The following is a 15,271-nucleotide window of genomic DNA, read 5'->3' on the forward strand; positions in this document are numbered from 1 at the left end:
ATGCCCCCCAAGGGACGTCAGGGCGCTGCCAAGAAGGTGCGCCGCAAGGAAAAGAAGAACGTCGCTCACGGCCACGCGCACATCAAGAGCACGTTCAACAACACGATCGTGTCGATCACGGACCCGTCCGGCAACGTGATCTCCTGGGCCTCCGCCGGCCACGTCGGCTTCAAGGGCTCCCGGAAGTCCACGCCGTTCGCCGCGCAGATGGCCGCCGAGTCGGCCGCCCGCCGCGCCCAGGAGCACGGCATGCGCAAGGTCGACGTGTTCGTCAAGGGCCCGGGTTCCGGTCGTGAGACCGCCATCCGTTCGCTCCAGGCGACCGGTCTCGAGGTCGGCTCCATCCAGGACGTCACCCCGACCCCGCACAACGGCTGCCGCCCGCCGAAGCGCCGTCGCGTCTGACGCACGGGCCCGCGCGGTCGGCTCCCTGCTGGGGGTGCGGGGGTCGTCCCCCGCAATGTCGCAGCACGGCTGCCGCCCGCCGAAGCGCCGTCGCGTCTGATCCGTCGCGTCGTTCCCGACGCGTCTGATCTTGCTTCACCAGGGTTTTCACGGGCGGTACGACTCTTTCGGGTCGTATCGCCCGTACCCTTGCAGTACTGGTCGGGCGTCAAATAGCGGGCGCCCCTGACTGAAGGATCACCACATGCTGATCGCTCAGCGTCCCTCGTTGACCGAAGAGGTCGTCGACGAATTCCGCTCCCGGTTCGTGATCGAGCCGCTGGAGCCGGGCTTCGGCTACACCCTCGGCAACTCCCTCCGCCGCACCCTCCTGTCGTCGATCCCCGGTGCCGCCGTCACCAGCATCCGCATCGACGGCGTCCTGCACGAGTTCACCACCGTGCCGGGCGTCAAGGAGGACGTCACCGACCTGATCCTCAACATCAAGCAGCTGGTCGTCTCCTCGGAGCACGACGAGCCGGTCGTGATGTACCTGCGCAAGCAGGGTCCGGGTCTGGTCACCGCCGCCGACATCGCGCCCCCGGCCGGTGTCGAGGTGCACAACCCCGACCTCGTCCTCGCCACGCTCAACGGCAAGGGCAAGCTGGAGATGGAGCTGACCGTCGAGCGCGGTCGCGGCTACGTCTCCGCCGTGCAGAACAAGCAGGTCGGCCAGGAGATCGGCCGTATCCCGGTCGACTCCATCTACTCGCCGGTCCTCAAGGTCACCTACAAGGTCGAGGCGACCCGTGTCGAGCAGCGCACCGACTTCGACAAGCTGATCGTCGACGTCGAGACCAAGCAGGCGATGCGTCCGCGTGACGCCATGGCCTCCGCCGGCAAGACCCTGGTCGAGCTGTTCGGTCTCGCCCGCGAGCTGAACATCGACGCCGAGGGCATCGACATGGGCCCGTCCCCCACGGACGCCGCCCTCGCCGCCGACCTGGCGCTGCCGATCGAGGAGCTGGAGCTCACCGTTCGGTCGTACAACTGCCTCAAGCGTGAGGGCATCCACTCCGTGGGTGAGCTCGTCGCCCGCTCCGAGGCGGATCTGCTCGACATCCGTAACTTCGGTGCGAAGTCCATCGACGAGGTCAAGGCGAAGCTGGCCGGCATGGGCCTCGCGCTCAAGGACTCGCCTCCCGGGTTCGACCCCACCGCTGCGGCGGACGCGTTCGGCGCGGACGACGACGCGGATGCGGGCTTCGTCGAGACCGAGCAGTACTGAGCGCTCCGCGAGGAGGCCGGATTGTCGGGTGCGGGTGCGCTGTGGCTTGTCGCGCAGTTCCCCGCGCCCCTTCCGAGCACGGTCCCTTCGGGACCTGTGCCCGGATCTCCGACGGGCGACCGCCTGCTCGGATACTGACCCCGGTACCTGATACGGCCGGGGCAGACACCTAGGAGAAACACCATGCCGAGGCCCACCAAGGGTGCCCGTATGGGCGGCAGTGCCGCGCACGAGAAGCTGCTCCTCGCGAACCTCGCGAAGGCGCTGTTCGAGCACGGCCGCATCACCACCACCGAGGCGAAGGCGCGCAAGCTGCGTCCGTACGCCGAGCGTCTGGTCACCAAGGCGAAGAAGGGCGACCTTCACAACCGCCGTCAGGTGCTCCAGGTCATCACGGACAAGGGCATCGTCCACACGCTCTTCACCGAGATCGGCCCGCGGTACGAGAACCGTCCCGGTGGCTACACCCGTATCACCAAGATCGGTAACCGCCGTGGCGACAACGCGCCCATGGCCGTCATCGAGCTGGTCGAGGCGCTGACGGTGGCGCAGGAGGCCACCGGCGAGGCCGAGGCCGCGACGAAGCGTGCGGCCAAGGACGCCGAGGCCGCCGAGGCCGCCGAGACCAAGGTCGACACGACCAAGGACGAGGCTGCCGAGGCTCCGGCCGAGGAGTCGAAGGACGCGTAAGCGTTCTGCTGGGGGCTGTGCGAGTGCGGCTGCGGCTTTCGTCGTGGCTGGTCGCGCCCACGCGGCGGAGCCGCGTGTCGAACACAGCCCCGCGCCCCTTGAGGGTGTTGGCGGGTCCGTTCCTTTCAGGAGCGGGCCCGCTTTCGTGTGGGTGAGAGGATTTCCGTGTGAGTGACGAAGTGCAGCCGGGGTTCGTACGAGTGCGCCTGGACCTTTCCTACGACGGGGCCGGGTTCTCCGGGTGGGCCAAGCAGGCCGGTGGGCGGCGGACCGTGCAGGGGGAGATCGAGGACGCGCTGCGGACCGTGACGCGGTCCGGGGGGACGACGTACGAGCTGACCGTGGCCGGCCGTACCGACGCCGGGGTCCACGCCCGGGGACAGGTCGCGCACGTCGATCTCCCGCGGGAGGTCTGGGCCGAGCACCACACGAAGCTGCTCAAGCGGCTCGCCGGGCGGCTGCCGAGGGACGTACGGGTGTGGGCGCTCAGGGAGGCGCCCGGCGGATTCAACGCCCGGTTCTCCGCGATCTGGCGGCGCTACGCCTACCGTGTCACCGACAACCCGGGCGGGGTGGACCCGCTGCTGCGCGGCCATGTGCTGTGGCACGACTGGCCGCTCGACGTCGACGCCATGAACGAGGCGGCCCGCGATCTGCTGGGGGAGCACGACTTCGCCGCGTACTGCAAGAAGCGGGAGGGGGCCACGACCATCCGGACCCTCCAGGAGCTGAGCCTGGTGCGCGGCGGGGACGGGATCATCACCGCCACCGTCCGGGCCGACGCCTTCTGCCACAACATGGTCCGCTCGCTGATCGGCGCGCTGCTGTTCGTCGGAGACGGCCACCGGTCGCCGGACTGGCCGGGCAAGGTGCTGGCGGCGGGCGTACGGGATTCGGCCGTCCATGTCGTACGCCCGCACGGCCTGACCCTGGAGGAGGTCGGCTACCCGGCCGACGAACTCCTCGCCGCCCGCAGCAAGGAGGCCCGCAACAAGCGGTCGCTGCCCGGTGGTTCGGGGTGCACGGCCTGCTAGTTCCGTCCCTTTACCCCCTTACGGTCCTCTTGTCTCTCGTATAACCTTGGGCAGCTCGATCATGGGTTCGGGGAGGCCGGTCGAGGTCCGGGGGGTTTCCTATGGGGTCAGCGGGCCCGGTGCGGACCGGGGGGCGACGCAGGGCATCACGCGGTGGTGAGGCTCCGCCGGGGCTGTTGCCGCCGCCGCCGACGGACAGGGAGAAGTACGCCTACGCGCGCCGGCACTTATGGATCCTGACGATCAGTTCGCTGGTCAGCTTCTGCTGCCTGGTGGTCAGTCAGGTCAAACTGGCGCAGGCCGCGCCGCCGCTGTGGGCGTACACGCCGCTGCTCGCCTTCACGGTCGTCTACTACCTGGTGTCGCTCCGGGTGAACGGTTTCAGCCGTGACTTCGACATCGCCCGCCACAGGCGACTGGTCCACGACTGGCGGCCCGAGGTGTACCCCACCGTCGACGTGTTCCTGCCCGTGTGCGGTGAGCCCATCGAGGTCCTGCACAACACCTGGAAGCACGTGCGGGTGATGGCCGGCCACTACCCGGGCGTCTGCGTCCCGTTCGTGCTGGACGACGGCGCCAGCCCCGAACTGGAGGCGATGGCCCGCGACTTCGGCTTCCGCTACGGGACCCGCGAGAACCGCGGCTGGTTCAAGAAGGCGGGCAACCTGCACTTCGGGTTCGGCCGGTCCGACGGCGAGTTCATCCTGATCCTCGACGCCGACTTCACCCCGCGCGCCGACCTGCTCCAGGAACTGCTGCCGTACATGGCGGCGGATCCGCGCATCGGCATCGTCCAGTCGCCGCAGTACTTCCGTGTCCTGGACTCGCAGAACTGGATCGAGCGCGGCGCGGGCGCCGTGCAGGAGCTGTTCTACCGGTCCGTGCAGGTCTCCCGGCAGGGCAGCGACGGCGCGATCTGCGTGGGCAGTTGCGCCGTCTACCGGCGCGCGGCCCTGGACACCAACGGCGGAACCACGCTGATCGAGCACTCCGAGGACGTGCACACCGGTTTCGACCTGCGCGGTCTCGGCTGGGACCTGCGCTACGTGCCGGTCGCGGTGTCGACGGGCGTGTGCCCGGACAGCGCGGGCGCCTTCTTCGACCAGCAGTACCGCTGGTGCTCCGGCTCCATGAGCCTGCTGGGCAGCAGGAAGTTCTGGCGGACCGGGATCAGGCCGGTGAGCCGCCTGTGCTACCTGTCCGGCTTCTTCTACTACATCCACACGGCGCTGTTCACCTTCGCGGCCCCCGTGATCCCGATCGTGCTGCTGCTGGCGATGCCGGAGAAGCTCCTGCTCGAACACCTGGTCCTGGTGCTCCCGAGCATCGTCTACACCACGATCGTCTTCCCGATGTGGCATAAGGCGCCCTACCGCCTGGAGGCGTGGGCGGCCCGCATGATGTACGGCTGGGCACACGTCTTCGCCATCTGGGACATCCTCCGCAGGAACCGCATGGGCTGGCAGCCCACCGGCTCGTCCGGTGCCAGGAGGAACAGGACCCGGCGCTTCTGGATCGGCATGTGGGTGTGGAGCGGCGGCACCGCCCTGGTGTGGGTGGTCGCCGCGGTGTACCGCACGTTCACCATGAACGCCCCGGACTTCGCGCTGATCCTGTCCTCCGGGCTCTTCTACGCCCTGGTGGTGGCCCGCGTCCTGGTGCAGCCCCGGGCGGAGGTGACGGCCTGATGCGTCTCCTCTCCCGTACCCGTACGGTGCTGTCCTCCTGCCTGCTCGCGGCACTGCTGCTCGGCGGCTGCTCGTCACCCGTCGACGAGCCGGCCGGACCGGACGCGGCCGGCGGCGGCCCGAGCGCCGGGAGCGCCGGGAGCGCCGGGAGCGCCGGGAGCGCCGGGAGCGCCGGGGCGAGCGTCCCCTACGACGTCGTACCGCTGCTGAAGCCGTCGAGGAAGTACTTCGGCGCCGCCGTCGAGGGCGCGCCGCACTCGATGAAGGGCGTCGACGCCTACACCGGGATGGTCGGCAAGCAGCCGAACCTGATCGAGTACTACGCCGCCTGGGGCGACGGTTTCGACGCCACCGGTGTGCGCAACGCCTGGGCGGAGGGCGCCCTGACGCTGATGTCCTGGGAGCCCTTCGACACCCCGCCGGCCGACATCGCGGCCGGCGGGTCGGACGCCTACGTCAAGAAGTACGCGGCGGCGGTGCGCGAGCTGAACCTGCCCGTCGTGATCTCCTTCGCGGACGAGTTCAACGGCCACTGGGAGAAGTGGGGCACCGAGCACACCACTCCCGAGGAGTACGTGGCCGCCTGGCGGCGCGTCCACGACACCTTCGTCGACGCCGGCGCCTCGAACGTCATCTGGGCCTGGTCGCCGAACATCGTCAACCCGGTCGGCGAGGTCGAGCTCGAGCCGTACTACCCGGGCGACGGCTACGTCGACTGGATCGGCCTGATCGGCTACTGGACGGTCGAGGAGGGCAGCGCCTTCGACAGCGTCTTCGGGCCGACCCGGGACCAGGTCCGCACCTTCACCGGGAAGCCGATGCTGCTGCTGGAGACGGCGGCCATGCCCGGCGAGCGGCGGCGGGCCGACATCCGCAGCCTCTTCGAGGGCGTCGCGGCCGACGACGACATGCTCGGCTTCGTCTGGTTCAACCACAGGAAGCGCGCCGACTGGCGGCTGGAGGCGAGCCCTCTGGCGCTGGAGGAGTTCAGGCGCCTGGCCGCCGACGACCGGTTCGGCTTCGACGTACGGAAGCCGTGATGAGCCGACACGATCACCCCGCGCCGGGGCCCCACGACCCGTACGCCGAGGAGGACACGGCCGGCGGCTGGTCCGACCCCGATGGGTTCGTCCCGCGGCAGCCGGGCGGTCCACCGGAACCGTGGCAGCCGGGCGGTCCACAGGAGCTGTGGCAGCCGGGCGGTCCACAGGACGGGTACGGCCGCGGCTACAGCTACGACGCCCGGACCTACCCGTACCAGCAGCAGTCGTACCGGCCCGGCGTCCCGGAACAGCCGCAGGGCGGTCACGACGACCGGCCGACCCGCGCGCTGCGGGTCGTGGCGGAACAGACGCCGGCCGAGCCGGGCTACCACGTGCCCGACACCCCCGAGGTGGCCTGGGACATGGCCGCCGGCAGACGGAGGGCCCGGATCAGCCGGGCCGTGCTGCTGTGCGTCCTGACCCTCCAGGCCGTGCTCTCGCTGCGGCTGTCCAACACGGCCTTCCAGGACGAGGCCCTGTACCTGGCGGCCGGGCACGCCCAGCTCGACCAGCTGCTGCACGGCACCCCGCTCCCGAAGGACTACGCGGCGTACTTCTCCGGCTCGCTGCAGCTCTACCCGGTGCTCGCCGCGCTCGTGGACGGGTGGTTCGGGCTCACGGGGGCGCGGTCACTGAGCCTGGTCTTCATGCTCGCCACCACCGGGCTGCTGTACTCCCTCACCCGCCTCCTGTTCAACGAGCGGGCGGCACTGGCCGCGGCGGCGCTGTTCGCGGTGCTGCATTCGACCGTCGTCATGGGGTACTACGCCACCTACGACGCCGCCGCCGTGTTCCTGCTGGCGCTCTCCACCTGGATCGTCGTCCGCACCGGCCGGGCGCCCGCCGCCGCCGTCCTGCTCGCCGCGCCCGTGGCGGTCCTGGCCGTCGGCGTGAAGTACGCGGCCGCGCTGTACCTGCCGACCGTCGTCGTGCTGGCCCTGCTCACCGCCCGGCACCGCCGGGGCGCCGGGCCTGCGGTCGGACGGATGGTGCTGCTCGGCCTGGGCATCGGCGCGCTCCTCGCGGCCGGCGTGTACGCCACCGACCTGATGGCCGGCGTACGGCAGACCACCACCGACCGGGAGCACGGCACCGACGGCGCCGGCTTCCTGCTGCGGCGGTCGGCGGAGTGGGGCGGCCTGATGTTCCTCACCGCCGTCGGCGGCGCCGTCTCCTACGTCCGGCGCAGCCGCATGCACGAGTCACCCCTCGCGCGGCGGCTGGACGACCCCGGCCGGCGCCGGCGGGCCCTGCTCGGGCTGGTGCTGTGCGGCACGGCGGTGCTCGCGCCCGCCTACCAGGTTCACCTGGCCACCCAGGTGTCGCTGTTCAAGCACATCGGCTTCGGTCTGCTCTTCGCCGCGCCCATGGCCGGTGTCGGCGTGACCCGCCTGGTGGGCGCGCACTTCCGGTACCCGCAGCTCGGCATCATGCTGTGGACGGCGATGCTCTGCCTGGGCATCACGCAGGCGGACTGGCGGTTCGCCCTCTGGCCCGACTCCTCGAACATGGTCCGGGCCATCGAGCCCTACATGAACTCCCGGGGCCACTACCTCGGTTCCACCCCCGAGGTGCCGCTCTACTACTTCCGCGAGGAGACCACCCACCGCCAGTGGCAGAGCGTCTTCGGCATGGAGTACACGGACGGGAAGGGCACGTACCTCTCCGGGGACGACGCCTACCGGGCGGCGCTGCGCGACGGCGAGTTCGACCTGATCGTCCTCGACGGGCTCACCAACCCGCGTGTGGACGGCGTCATCGCGGACGCGGTCAGGGGCAATCCGCACTACCGGCTCCTGGCGGACCTGCCGTTCCGCAACTCCGCCGGCACCGGCGAGTACCGCGTCTGGATCAAGACCTCCTGAGCGCCGGGCGTCGGCTACTCGTTCGCCGCCGCCGACGCCTGGGCCTCGCCCCTGCGGCGGATCTGGCGGAACGTGAACTCCTGGAGGTCGTCGCCCGTGGCGAAGACGGCCGTGTCCTTCGTCGTCACGTCCTTGCCCGCCGTGAACCCGGCGATGGTGAAGTAGGCGTAGCGGCCGTAGGAGTTGGTGGTGGAGCGGCAGACCGCGCCGGAGCAGAAGTCCTTGACGCCGCCGCCCGACAGCGACTTGACGATGCTCTTCTTGTCGGCCTGCTGCTTCGCCCTGGTCGCCTGGGCCTCGGTGTCGAAGACGGCCACGCCGACCGTCACCGCCATGCCGTCCTTGGTGTAGGTGACCCGGATCAGGCGGGTGCAGCCGTTGTCGTCCAGGACCTTCGGGAGCGTGGACTTCGCGGCCGAGGCGCAGTTCCCGGTGTCCGCCGTCGGGCCCTTCCTGTACACCGTCTCACCCATGGTGAGCTGGGTGCCGGGGAAGAGGATGTCGGGGCTCAGCGGGGCCTTGTCCTTCTTCGCGCTGGCGATGAAGTCCTTGGGGTCCAGCGGCGGCGGGGCGCTCGTCGGGGCGAACGACGGGGCCGTGCCCGTCGGGCTCGGTAGGTCGAAGTCGGTGGCCCCGGGCACCTGGGAGGAGGTGCCCGGCGAGGCCTCGTCGCTGCCGTTCGCCGAGACGACGGCGACCGCCACGGCCGTTCCTATCGCGACGGTGGCGAGCGCCCCACCGCCTATGAACAGCAGCCGGCGCCGCTTGGCGCGGGCCTCGGAGGCGTCGGCGAGTGCGGCCCAGTCGGGTGAATCACCGGAGCCGCCGCCGCTCCAGGGCTGCTGGGAATTCGGTTTCCAGGGATCCCACTGCTGCTGAGGTCCCCCCTGCCCAAGACTCATGGGGCGCATCTTAGACGGGGCACCGGGTGTGCTGGTCCCCGTCAACGGGCCTCGGGGGCCCTAGCGTTGCCCGCATGGTGACGGGCAAAAGCGACATCTCCGGGTGGTTGGTGCGCCCCGCGAGCGGGCCCCTGTGGGCCGGACTCGTGGCGGTGCTGGGGGCGCTGACGGTGCATACGGTGCTGGTGACCTCGGACGGAGGGATGGACAACGCGATCGTCGTGGACGCCGGGCGGACCTGGCTGGACGGCGGTTCGCCCTACGACGACCGGCACTTCCTCTATTTTCCGAGCGCGGTCGTGGCCGCCGCCCCGCAGGCGCTGCTGCCGCGGTCCGTGCTCGACGTGGCCGTGCCGGTGGCGGTGGTCCTCGCCCTCGCGCTGGGCTGGGCCTGCGCCCTGCGGCTGCACCGGGTGCCGCTGCACAGCAGGCTCGCCGTCCTCGGGCTGCTGGGCCTGGCGGCCGGCTTCGCGCCGTTCGGGCAGCTGGTGCGGCTGGGCAACTGGACGGTGACGGCCGTACTGGCGCTGCCGCTGTGCCTGCTGCTGGCGAGCCGGGGCCGGTGGGTCGCGGCGGGCGCGGTCATCGGGGTGGCGGTGGCGCTGAAGCCGCTGCTCGCCCCGATGGCACTGCTGTTCCTGTTCGCGCGCCGGTGGCGGGCGCTGGCGGTGCTGGTGCTGACCCCGGCGGTCGCCTCGGCGGTGGCGGCGCTGTTCCTGCCCGACCCCGCCGGCTTCCTCACCCGGACCCTGCCCTTCCTGCTGAGCGGCGACGACGCCTTCGTGCGGCTCTACGAGGCCTCGCCGGCGGCGGTGCTGCCCCGGCTCGGCGTGCCCGGGGCCCCGGCCACGCTGCTCGCGCTGCTCGCGGCCGCCGCGGGAGTGGTGTGCGCGTACCGGCGCCGGCGCGGGCCGGGCCCGGCGGAGCTGCGGCTGGCGGAGACGTCCGCGGGGCTGATGCTCTCCGCGTTCCTGGTCTCCCGCCCCTCCTACAACCACTACCTCCTGACCGTCCTGCCGCTGCTGCTCGCCGGTCTGCCGTACTCCGGGGCGGTGGCGCGGCGGCCCTGGTTCTGGCTCGCCCTGGTGCCGCAGCTTCCGGGGGTGACCTGGCCGTGGCTGGAGTCGGGGAGGCGCCGGGCCTTCCGTGACTCCTTCACGCTGTGCGCACTGGCGGTGACGGTCGCCCGTCACCGCGTACGGGGGACGCGGGAGGCGGGCCGCCCGTGTGGGGCGGCGGGGGAGCGGCGTACGGCCGTAGAATCGGCGTAGCCCCTCACGGACGGGTTCGTTTTGACCCGTCCGGCCGACGATGGGTATCCTGCATTTTCGTTGTGTGTAGTGGCTTACTCATTCTCACGTGAGGGGCCCTTACACCGGTCCACCGGGCCGATGACCAGCGACCAGCACGCGGTTTGCGTCACCGCTGTGCGGTCAGGGCTGTCGTGATCGTCTTCGGTGACCTTGTCAGGACTCATTCACTGAAGAAGCGAAGGCTACGAACCGTGCGTACGTACAGCCCCAAGCCCGGCGATGTGACGCGCCAGTGGCACGTCATCGACGCTCAGGACGTCGTCCTGGGTCGTCTGGCCTCCACTGCGGCCTCCATCCTGCGCGGCAAGCACAAGCCGATCTACGCGCCCCACGTCGACACCGGTGACTTCGTCATCATCGTCAACGCCGACAAGGTGCACCTCTCCGGCAACAAGCGGACCCAGAAGATGGCGTACCGCCACTCGGGCTACCCGGGCGGTCTGCGCTCCGTCCGCTACGACGAGCTGCTGGCGAAGAACCCCGAGAAGGCCATCGAGAAGGCCGTCAAGGGCATGCTCCCCAAGAACACCCTGGGCCGTCAGATGCTCTCGAAGCTGAAGGTCTACTCGGGCGACCAGCACCCGCACGCTGCCCAGCAGCCGGTGCCGTTCGAGATCACCCAGGTCGCGCAGTAAGTCCGGCCACCCCCTAAGACTGAACAGAATCTGAGGAGAATCGTGGCCGAGACCACTGCCGAGCAGCCGCTCGAAGAGCTTGACATCGACAGCTACACCACCGAGTCCGAGGTGCCCGTCGAGGGCGAGTACACCTCGGAGTCCATGGCCTCCCGCTTCGGTGAGCCCCAGCCGGCCGCCGGCCTGGGCCGCCGCAAGAACGCCATCGCCCGCGTCCGGATCGTCCCGGGCACCGGCAAGTGGAAGATCAACGGTCGCACCCTCGAGGACTACTTCCCGAACAAGGTGCACCAGCAGGAAGTCAACGAGCCCTTCAAGGTGCTCGAGCTCGAGGGCCGCTACGACGTCATCGCCCGCATCGCGGGTGGCGGTGTCTCCGGTCAGGCCGGTGCGCTCCGTCTCGGTGTCGCCCGCGCGCTGAACGAGGCGGACGTCGACAACAACCGCGGCCCGCTGAAGAAGGCAGGCTTCCTCAAGCGCGACGACCGTGCGGTCGAGCGCAAGAAGGCCGGTCTGAAGAAGGCCCGTAAGGCCCCGCAGTACAGCAAGCGCTAAATCGCAGGCGCTCGCGCGTACTCCGAACGCCCCGGCGGCACGCCACAGTGCTGTCGGGGCGTTCGTTTATTCATAGCCATGGGCGTATAACGGCACAAGGCGCTCAAAGGCTAATGTGATCGGATGGTCGGGCATGTCGCTATGGCGCGTATGCCGGATGGAGATGCGGAGCCGCATACGCATCACGACCGTCGAACACATCACAAGCTCCGTCAGCGGTACGACCGGCGACCGCGCGGACGGGCCCAGCGCCCCGGCACGGCCTCGGCGACGGCTTTCGATACTGACGCTTCCTCAGGAGGACAAGTGGGACGACTCTTCGGCACGGACGGCGTGCGCGGTGTCGCCAACGCGGACCTGACGGCGGAGATGGCGCTCGGCCTGTCCGTCGCCGCCGCGCACGTACTGGCCGAGGCGGGCACGTTCGAAGGACACCGGCCCACCGCCGTGGTCGGACGTGACCCACGCGCGTCCGGGGAGTTCCTGGAGGCCGCCGTCGTCGCGGGCCTCGCCAGCGCGGGCGTGGACGTCCTGCGGGTCGGCGTGCTGCCGACACCGGCCGTGGCGCACCTCACCGGCGCGCTCGGCGCCGACCTCGGCGTCATGCTCTCCGCCAGCCACAACGCCATGCCGGACAACGGCATCAAGTTCTTCGCCCGCGGCGGCCACAAGCTCGCCGACGAGCTGGAGGACCGCATCGAGTCCGTGTACGAGGAGCACCGCACCGGCGCCCCCTGGGACCGCCCGACCGGCGCCGGCGTAGGCCGCGTACGGGACTACGAGGAGGGGCTCGACCGTTACGTCGCCCACCTCGTCGGCGTCCTCCCGAACCGGCTGGACGGTCTGAGGATCGTCCTCGACGAGGCGCACGGCGCCGCCGCGAAGGTCTCGCCGGAGGCGTTCACCCGGGCCGGGGCCGAGGTCGTCACCATCGGCGCCGACCCGGACGGGCTCAACATCAACGACGGCTGCGGCTCGACCCACCTCGACCTGCTGAAGGCCGCGGTCGTCGAGCACGGGGCCGCGCTGGGCATCGCCCACGACGGCGACGCCGACCGGTGCCTGGCCGTGGACCACACCGGTGAGGAGGTCGACGGCGACCAGATCCTCGCCGTGCTCGCGCTGGCGATGCGGGAGCGTTCCGCGCTGCGCTCCGACACCGTCGTCGCGACCGTCATGTCCAACCTCGGCTTCAAGCTCGCGATGGAGCGCGAGGGCATCCGGTTCGTGCAGACCGCGGTCGGCGACCGCTACGTGCTGGAGGAGATGAAGGACAAGGGCTACGCCCTCGGCGGCGAGCAGTCCGGCCACGTCATCGTCCTCGACCACGCGACGACCGGCGACGGCACGCTCACCGGCCTGCTGCTCGCCGCACGGGTCGCCAGCACCGGCCGTACCCTGCGGGACCTGGCCTCGGTGATGGAACGCCTCCCGCAGGTCCTGATCAACGTCCCGGACGTCGACAAGTCCCGCGTGAAGACCTCCGCGGAACTCGCCACGGCCGTCACCGAGGCCGAAGGCGAACTGGGCGGGACCGGCCGCGTCCTCCTCCGCCCCTCGGGCACGGAACCCCTGGTCCGCGTCATGGTCGAGGCCGCCGACATCGACCAGGCCCGCTCGGTCGCGAGCCGCCTGGCGGACGCGGTGAAGTCGGCGCTGGGCTAGCCCGACGAGGGTGCCGCCACCCCCCCGCAACCGCGGGCAGTCGTGCCGCTGGGGCGGCACGGGTGGGCGCGACGGCACCCCGTACGGCGCCGGGCCGCGCGAACGCCCCCCCCGGACCGCACCAACGCGGGGCACCCCGTACGGCTCCGGGCAGCGCGAACGCCCCCGGACCGCACCCACGCGGGGCACCCCGCAGGCGCCGGGCAGCGCGACCACTCCCGGCCCACACCCACGCCGGGCAGCCGTTGAAGCGCCGCGCCGGTCAGGCTCCGCGCCTGCGCAGCCGCTCGCGCTGCCCGGCCCAGAAGTACTTCTGCGCCAGCAGGGTGACAGTGCCCGCCAGGGTGATACCGAGCAGGTTGAGCAGCAACTGCTCGGTCGACCCCCAGGTCTGCACCGTGTCGCCGTAGCTCAGCGCCACGGCGGCGTTCGCGGCGGCCGGGACCGTCGTCACCGAGATGGCGACGCCCACCAGCGCGCCGGACTTCGCGGACGTCAGCGAGAGTGTGCCGGCCGCTCCGGCCAGGATCGCCACCACGAAGGAGAACCAGTCGGGGGCGTACACGAAGCCGGTCTGCGGCCGTTCGCCCTCCAGCTGCTCCTTGGTGAACAGCCCGACCGCGTCCATGAAGAGGCTGAAGGCCACCGTCACCACCATCGCCACCGCGAAGCCCACCAGCAGGGCGATCACCGAGCGCAGCGCGAGCCGGGGCCGGCGCTGCACCGCCGCGGTGGAGATGCCGGCCAGCGGCCCGAACTCCGGCCCCACCGCCATCGCGCCCACGACCAGGATCGCGTTGTCCAGCACCACGCCGCAGGCCGCGATCATCGTGGCCAGCGTGAGGAACGCGAGATAGGTGACCGAGAGGGTCGACTCCTCGTGGGTGGCCTCGGTCAGGTGCTCCCACAGCACCGCGTCCGCGCCCTCGCCCGGCGCGTCCTCCTCCGCCTTCTCGGCCCGCTTCGACAGCGACAGGCCGATGTCCTCCACGGCGATGGAACCGCTCGTGTCCAGCCCCAGCCGCTGCAGCTCGCTGAGCAGGTCGTCACCCGCCTCCCGCGCCACGTCGCACATCACCACGTCCCCCGCCGGGTCGCGGGCCGCACCCGGCAGCACGCACAGGTGCGCGGTGCCGATCGTCCCCTCGACCAGCCGGACCACGTCCTCGGTCTTCTCGGCCGGTGTGATCATTCGCAGGTGCAGCATGACGGCAGCGTAGTGGTCACAACTTGCGCAGGCTGAGGCGCTGGACCTTGTGGTCCGGGCCCTTGCGCAGCACCAGTGCGGCCCGGCCCCGGGTCGGGGCGATGTTCTCCACGAGGTTCGGCTTGTTGATGGTGCGCCACATCGTGCGGGCGTAGTCGAGGGCCTCCTCCTCGGAGACCTGGGTGTACTTGCGGAAGTACGACGACGGGTCCTGGAACGCGGTCTCGCGCAGCCGCTTGAAGCGGTTGAGGTACCAGCGCTCGATGTCCTCCGTGCGGGCATCGACGTACACGCTGAAGTCGAAGTAGTCGGCGAGACCCACGCGCGTGCGGCCGTCCTGGCCGGGCAGGGCCGGCTGGAGGACGTTGAGTCCCTCGACGATCAGGATGTCCGGGCGGCGCACGGTGAGCTTCTCGCCGGGCACGATGTCGTAGATCAGGTGGGAGTAGACGGGGGCGGAGACCTCCCCCTTGCCCGCCTTGACGTCGGCGACGAAACGGGTCAGCGCGCGGCGGTCGTACGACTCGGGGAAACCTTTCCGCGACATCAGGCCCCGTTCCTGGAGCTCCTTCGTCGGCAGCAGGAACCCGTCCGTCGTCACCAGCTCCACGCGCGGGTGCTCGGGCCAGCGGGAGAGCAGGGCCCGCAGGAGACGGGCGACCGTGGACTTGCCGACGGCCACCGAACCGGCGACCCCTATGACGAAGGGCGTGCCCGACTGGGAGCCCTGCTCGCCGAGGAACGTGTTCAGCGCGCCCCTCAGCCCGTCGGTGGCGCCGACGTAGAGGTTGAGCAGCCGGGACAGCGGGAGGTAGATGTCCCGCACCTCGTCGAGGTCGATGACGTCACCGAGGCCGCGCAGCTGTTCGACCTCCGCCGCCGACAGGGGCAGCGGGGTCTTGTCGCGCAGCGCGCTCCATTCGGCGCGGGTGAGGTCGACGTAGGGAGTCGCCTCCGGCCGCTGCCGGTGGGCGCTCCGGGGCATCGAGGAGACCGGAGAGA

General features: G+C 70.8%; 14 protein-coding genes. 11 read left to right on the forward strand and 3 right to left on the reverse strand.

The annotated features are described in order from the left end of the window. The 7 genes from rpsK (at nucleotide 1) to ACIA6T_RS01200 (ending at nucleotide 7,992) form a co-directional block, all read left to right on the forward strand. Complete coding sequence (gene rpsK / locus ACIA6T_RS01170) at nucleotides 1-405, forward strand: 30S ribosomal protein S11 (protein ID WP_003956432.1); 405 nt, start codon at nucleotides 1-3, stop codon at nucleotides 403-405. 244 nt (nucleotides 406-649) lie between these two features. Beyond that, nucleotides 650-1,672, forward strand: coding sequence for a DNA-directed RNA polymerase subunit alpha (locus ACIA6T_RS01175; protein WP_003966937.1), 1,023 nt, complete (start codon nucleotides 650-652; stop codon nucleotides 1,670-1,672). A 183-nt stretch (nucleotides 1,673-1,855) separates the two neighbouring features. Beyond that, nucleotides 1,856-2,362, forward strand: coding sequence for a 50S ribosomal protein L17 (gene rplQ, locus ACIA6T_RS01180; RefSeq protein WP_399444468.1), 507 nt, complete (start codon nucleotides 1,856-1,858; stop codon nucleotides 2,360-2,362). 167 nt (nucleotides 2,363-2,529) lie between these two features. Further along, on the forward strand, nucleotides 2,530-3,396 hold the full coding sequence (gene truA, locus ACIA6T_RS01185) for a tRNA pseudouridine(38-40) synthase TruA (protein WP_399444469.1): 867 nt from the start codon (nucleotides 2,530-2,532) through the stop codon (nucleotides 3,394-3,396). A 272-nt stretch (nucleotides 3,397-3,668) separates the two neighbouring features. Continuing rightward, the gene (locus tag ACIA6T_RS01190) at nucleotides 3,669-5,084 is read left to right on the forward strand and encodes a glycosyltransferase family 2 protein (RefSeq protein ID WP_399444804.1); all 1,416 of its coding nucleotides are present in this window, start codon (nucleotides 3,669-3,671) and stop codon (nucleotides 5,082-5,084) included. After that, the gene (locus tag ACIA6T_RS01195) at nucleotides 5,084-6,124 is read left to right on the forward strand and encodes a glycoside hydrolase family 26 protein (RefSeq protein ID WP_399444470.1); all 1,041 of its coding nucleotides are present in this window, start codon (nucleotides 5,084-5,086) and stop codon (nucleotides 6,122-6,124) included. Before ACIA6T_RS01190 ends, ACIA6T_RS01195 begins: the two co-directional genes overlap by 1 nt. Then, nucleotides 6,121-7,992 (forward strand): glycosyltransferase family 39 protein, encoded by a 1,872-nt coding sequence (locus ACIA6T_RS01200; protein ID WP_399444471.1) that lies wholly within the window; start codon nucleotides 6,121-6,123, stop codon nucleotides 7,990-7,992. The genes ACIA6T_RS01195 and ACIA6T_RS01200 overlap by 4 nt, the downstream gene beginning before the upstream one ends. Before the next feature lie 14 nt (nucleotides 7,993-8,006). Here the strand turns inward: ACIA6T_RS01200 and ACIA6T_RS01205 are convergent, their stop codons facing one another. Next, on the reverse strand, nucleotides 8,007-8,894 hold the full coding sequence (locus ACIA6T_RS01205; protein ID WP_399444472.1) for a hypothetical protein: 888 nt from the start codon (nucleotides 8,892-8,894) through the stop codon (nucleotides 8,007-8,009). A gap of 74 nt (nucleotides 8,895-8,968) precedes the next feature. On the opposite strand from ACIA6T_RS01205, the gene ACIA6T_RS01210 reads away from it, so the two are divergent. From ACIA6T_RS01210 to glmM, 4 genes are all read left to right on the forward strand, one after another. Beyond that, nucleotides 8,969-10,165 carry a glycosyltransferase family 87 protein gene (locus tag ACIA6T_RS01210; protein ID WP_399444473.1) on the forward strand — a complete coding sequence of 399 codons (1,197 nt, stop codon included), beginning with the start codon at nucleotides 8,969-8,971 and terminating at the stop codon, nucleotides 10,163-10,165. 233 nt (nucleotides 10,166-10,398) lie between these two features. Then, nucleotides 10,399-10,842: a 50S ribosomal protein L13 gene (gene rplM / locus ACIA6T_RS01215; RefSeq protein WP_352168592.1), complete on the forward strand. Its 444-nt coding sequence runs from the start codon at nucleotides 10,399-10,401 to the stop codon at nucleotides 10,840-10,842. Nucleotides 10,843-10,884: 42 nt separating this feature from the next. Then, nucleotides 10,885-11,397, forward strand: a complete 513-nt coding sequence (gene rpsI / locus ACIA6T_RS01220) for a 30S ribosomal protein S9 (protein ID WP_004927169.1) — start codon at nucleotides 10,885-10,887, stop codon at nucleotides 11,395-11,397. Nucleotides 11,398-11,703: 306 nt separating this feature from the next. Continuing rightward, nucleotides 11,704-13,062, forward strand: a complete 1,359-nt coding sequence (gene glmM / locus ACIA6T_RS01225) for a phosphoglucosamine mutase (protein ID WP_399444474.1) — start codon at nucleotides 11,704-11,706, stop codon at nucleotides 13,060-13,062. Nucleotides 13,063-13,324: 262 nt separating this feature from the next. On the opposite strand, the gene ACIA6T_RS01230 is transcribed toward glmM, so the two are convergent. Then, nucleotides 13,325-14,269, reverse strand: a complete 945-nt coding sequence (locus tag ACIA6T_RS01230; RefSeq protein WP_399444475.1) for a DUF389 domain-containing protein — start codon at nucleotides 14,267-14,269, stop codon at nucleotides 13,325-13,327. Between the two features lie 16 nt (nucleotides 14,270-14,285). Then, the gene (gene coaA, locus ACIA6T_RS01235; protein WP_399444476.1) at nucleotides 14,286-15,254 is read right to left on the reverse strand and encodes a type I pantothenate kinase; all 969 of its coding nucleotides are present in this window, start codon (nucleotides 15,252-15,254) and stop codon (nucleotides 14,286-14,288) included. Nucleotides 15,255-15,271 lie beyond the last annotated feature (17 nt).

The organism is Streptomyces sp. NPDC051740 (assembly GCF_044453165.1).
GTDB classification, from domain to species: Bacteria; Actinomycetota; Actinomycetes; order Streptomycetales; family Streptomycetaceae; genus Streptomyces; species Streptomyces atrovirens.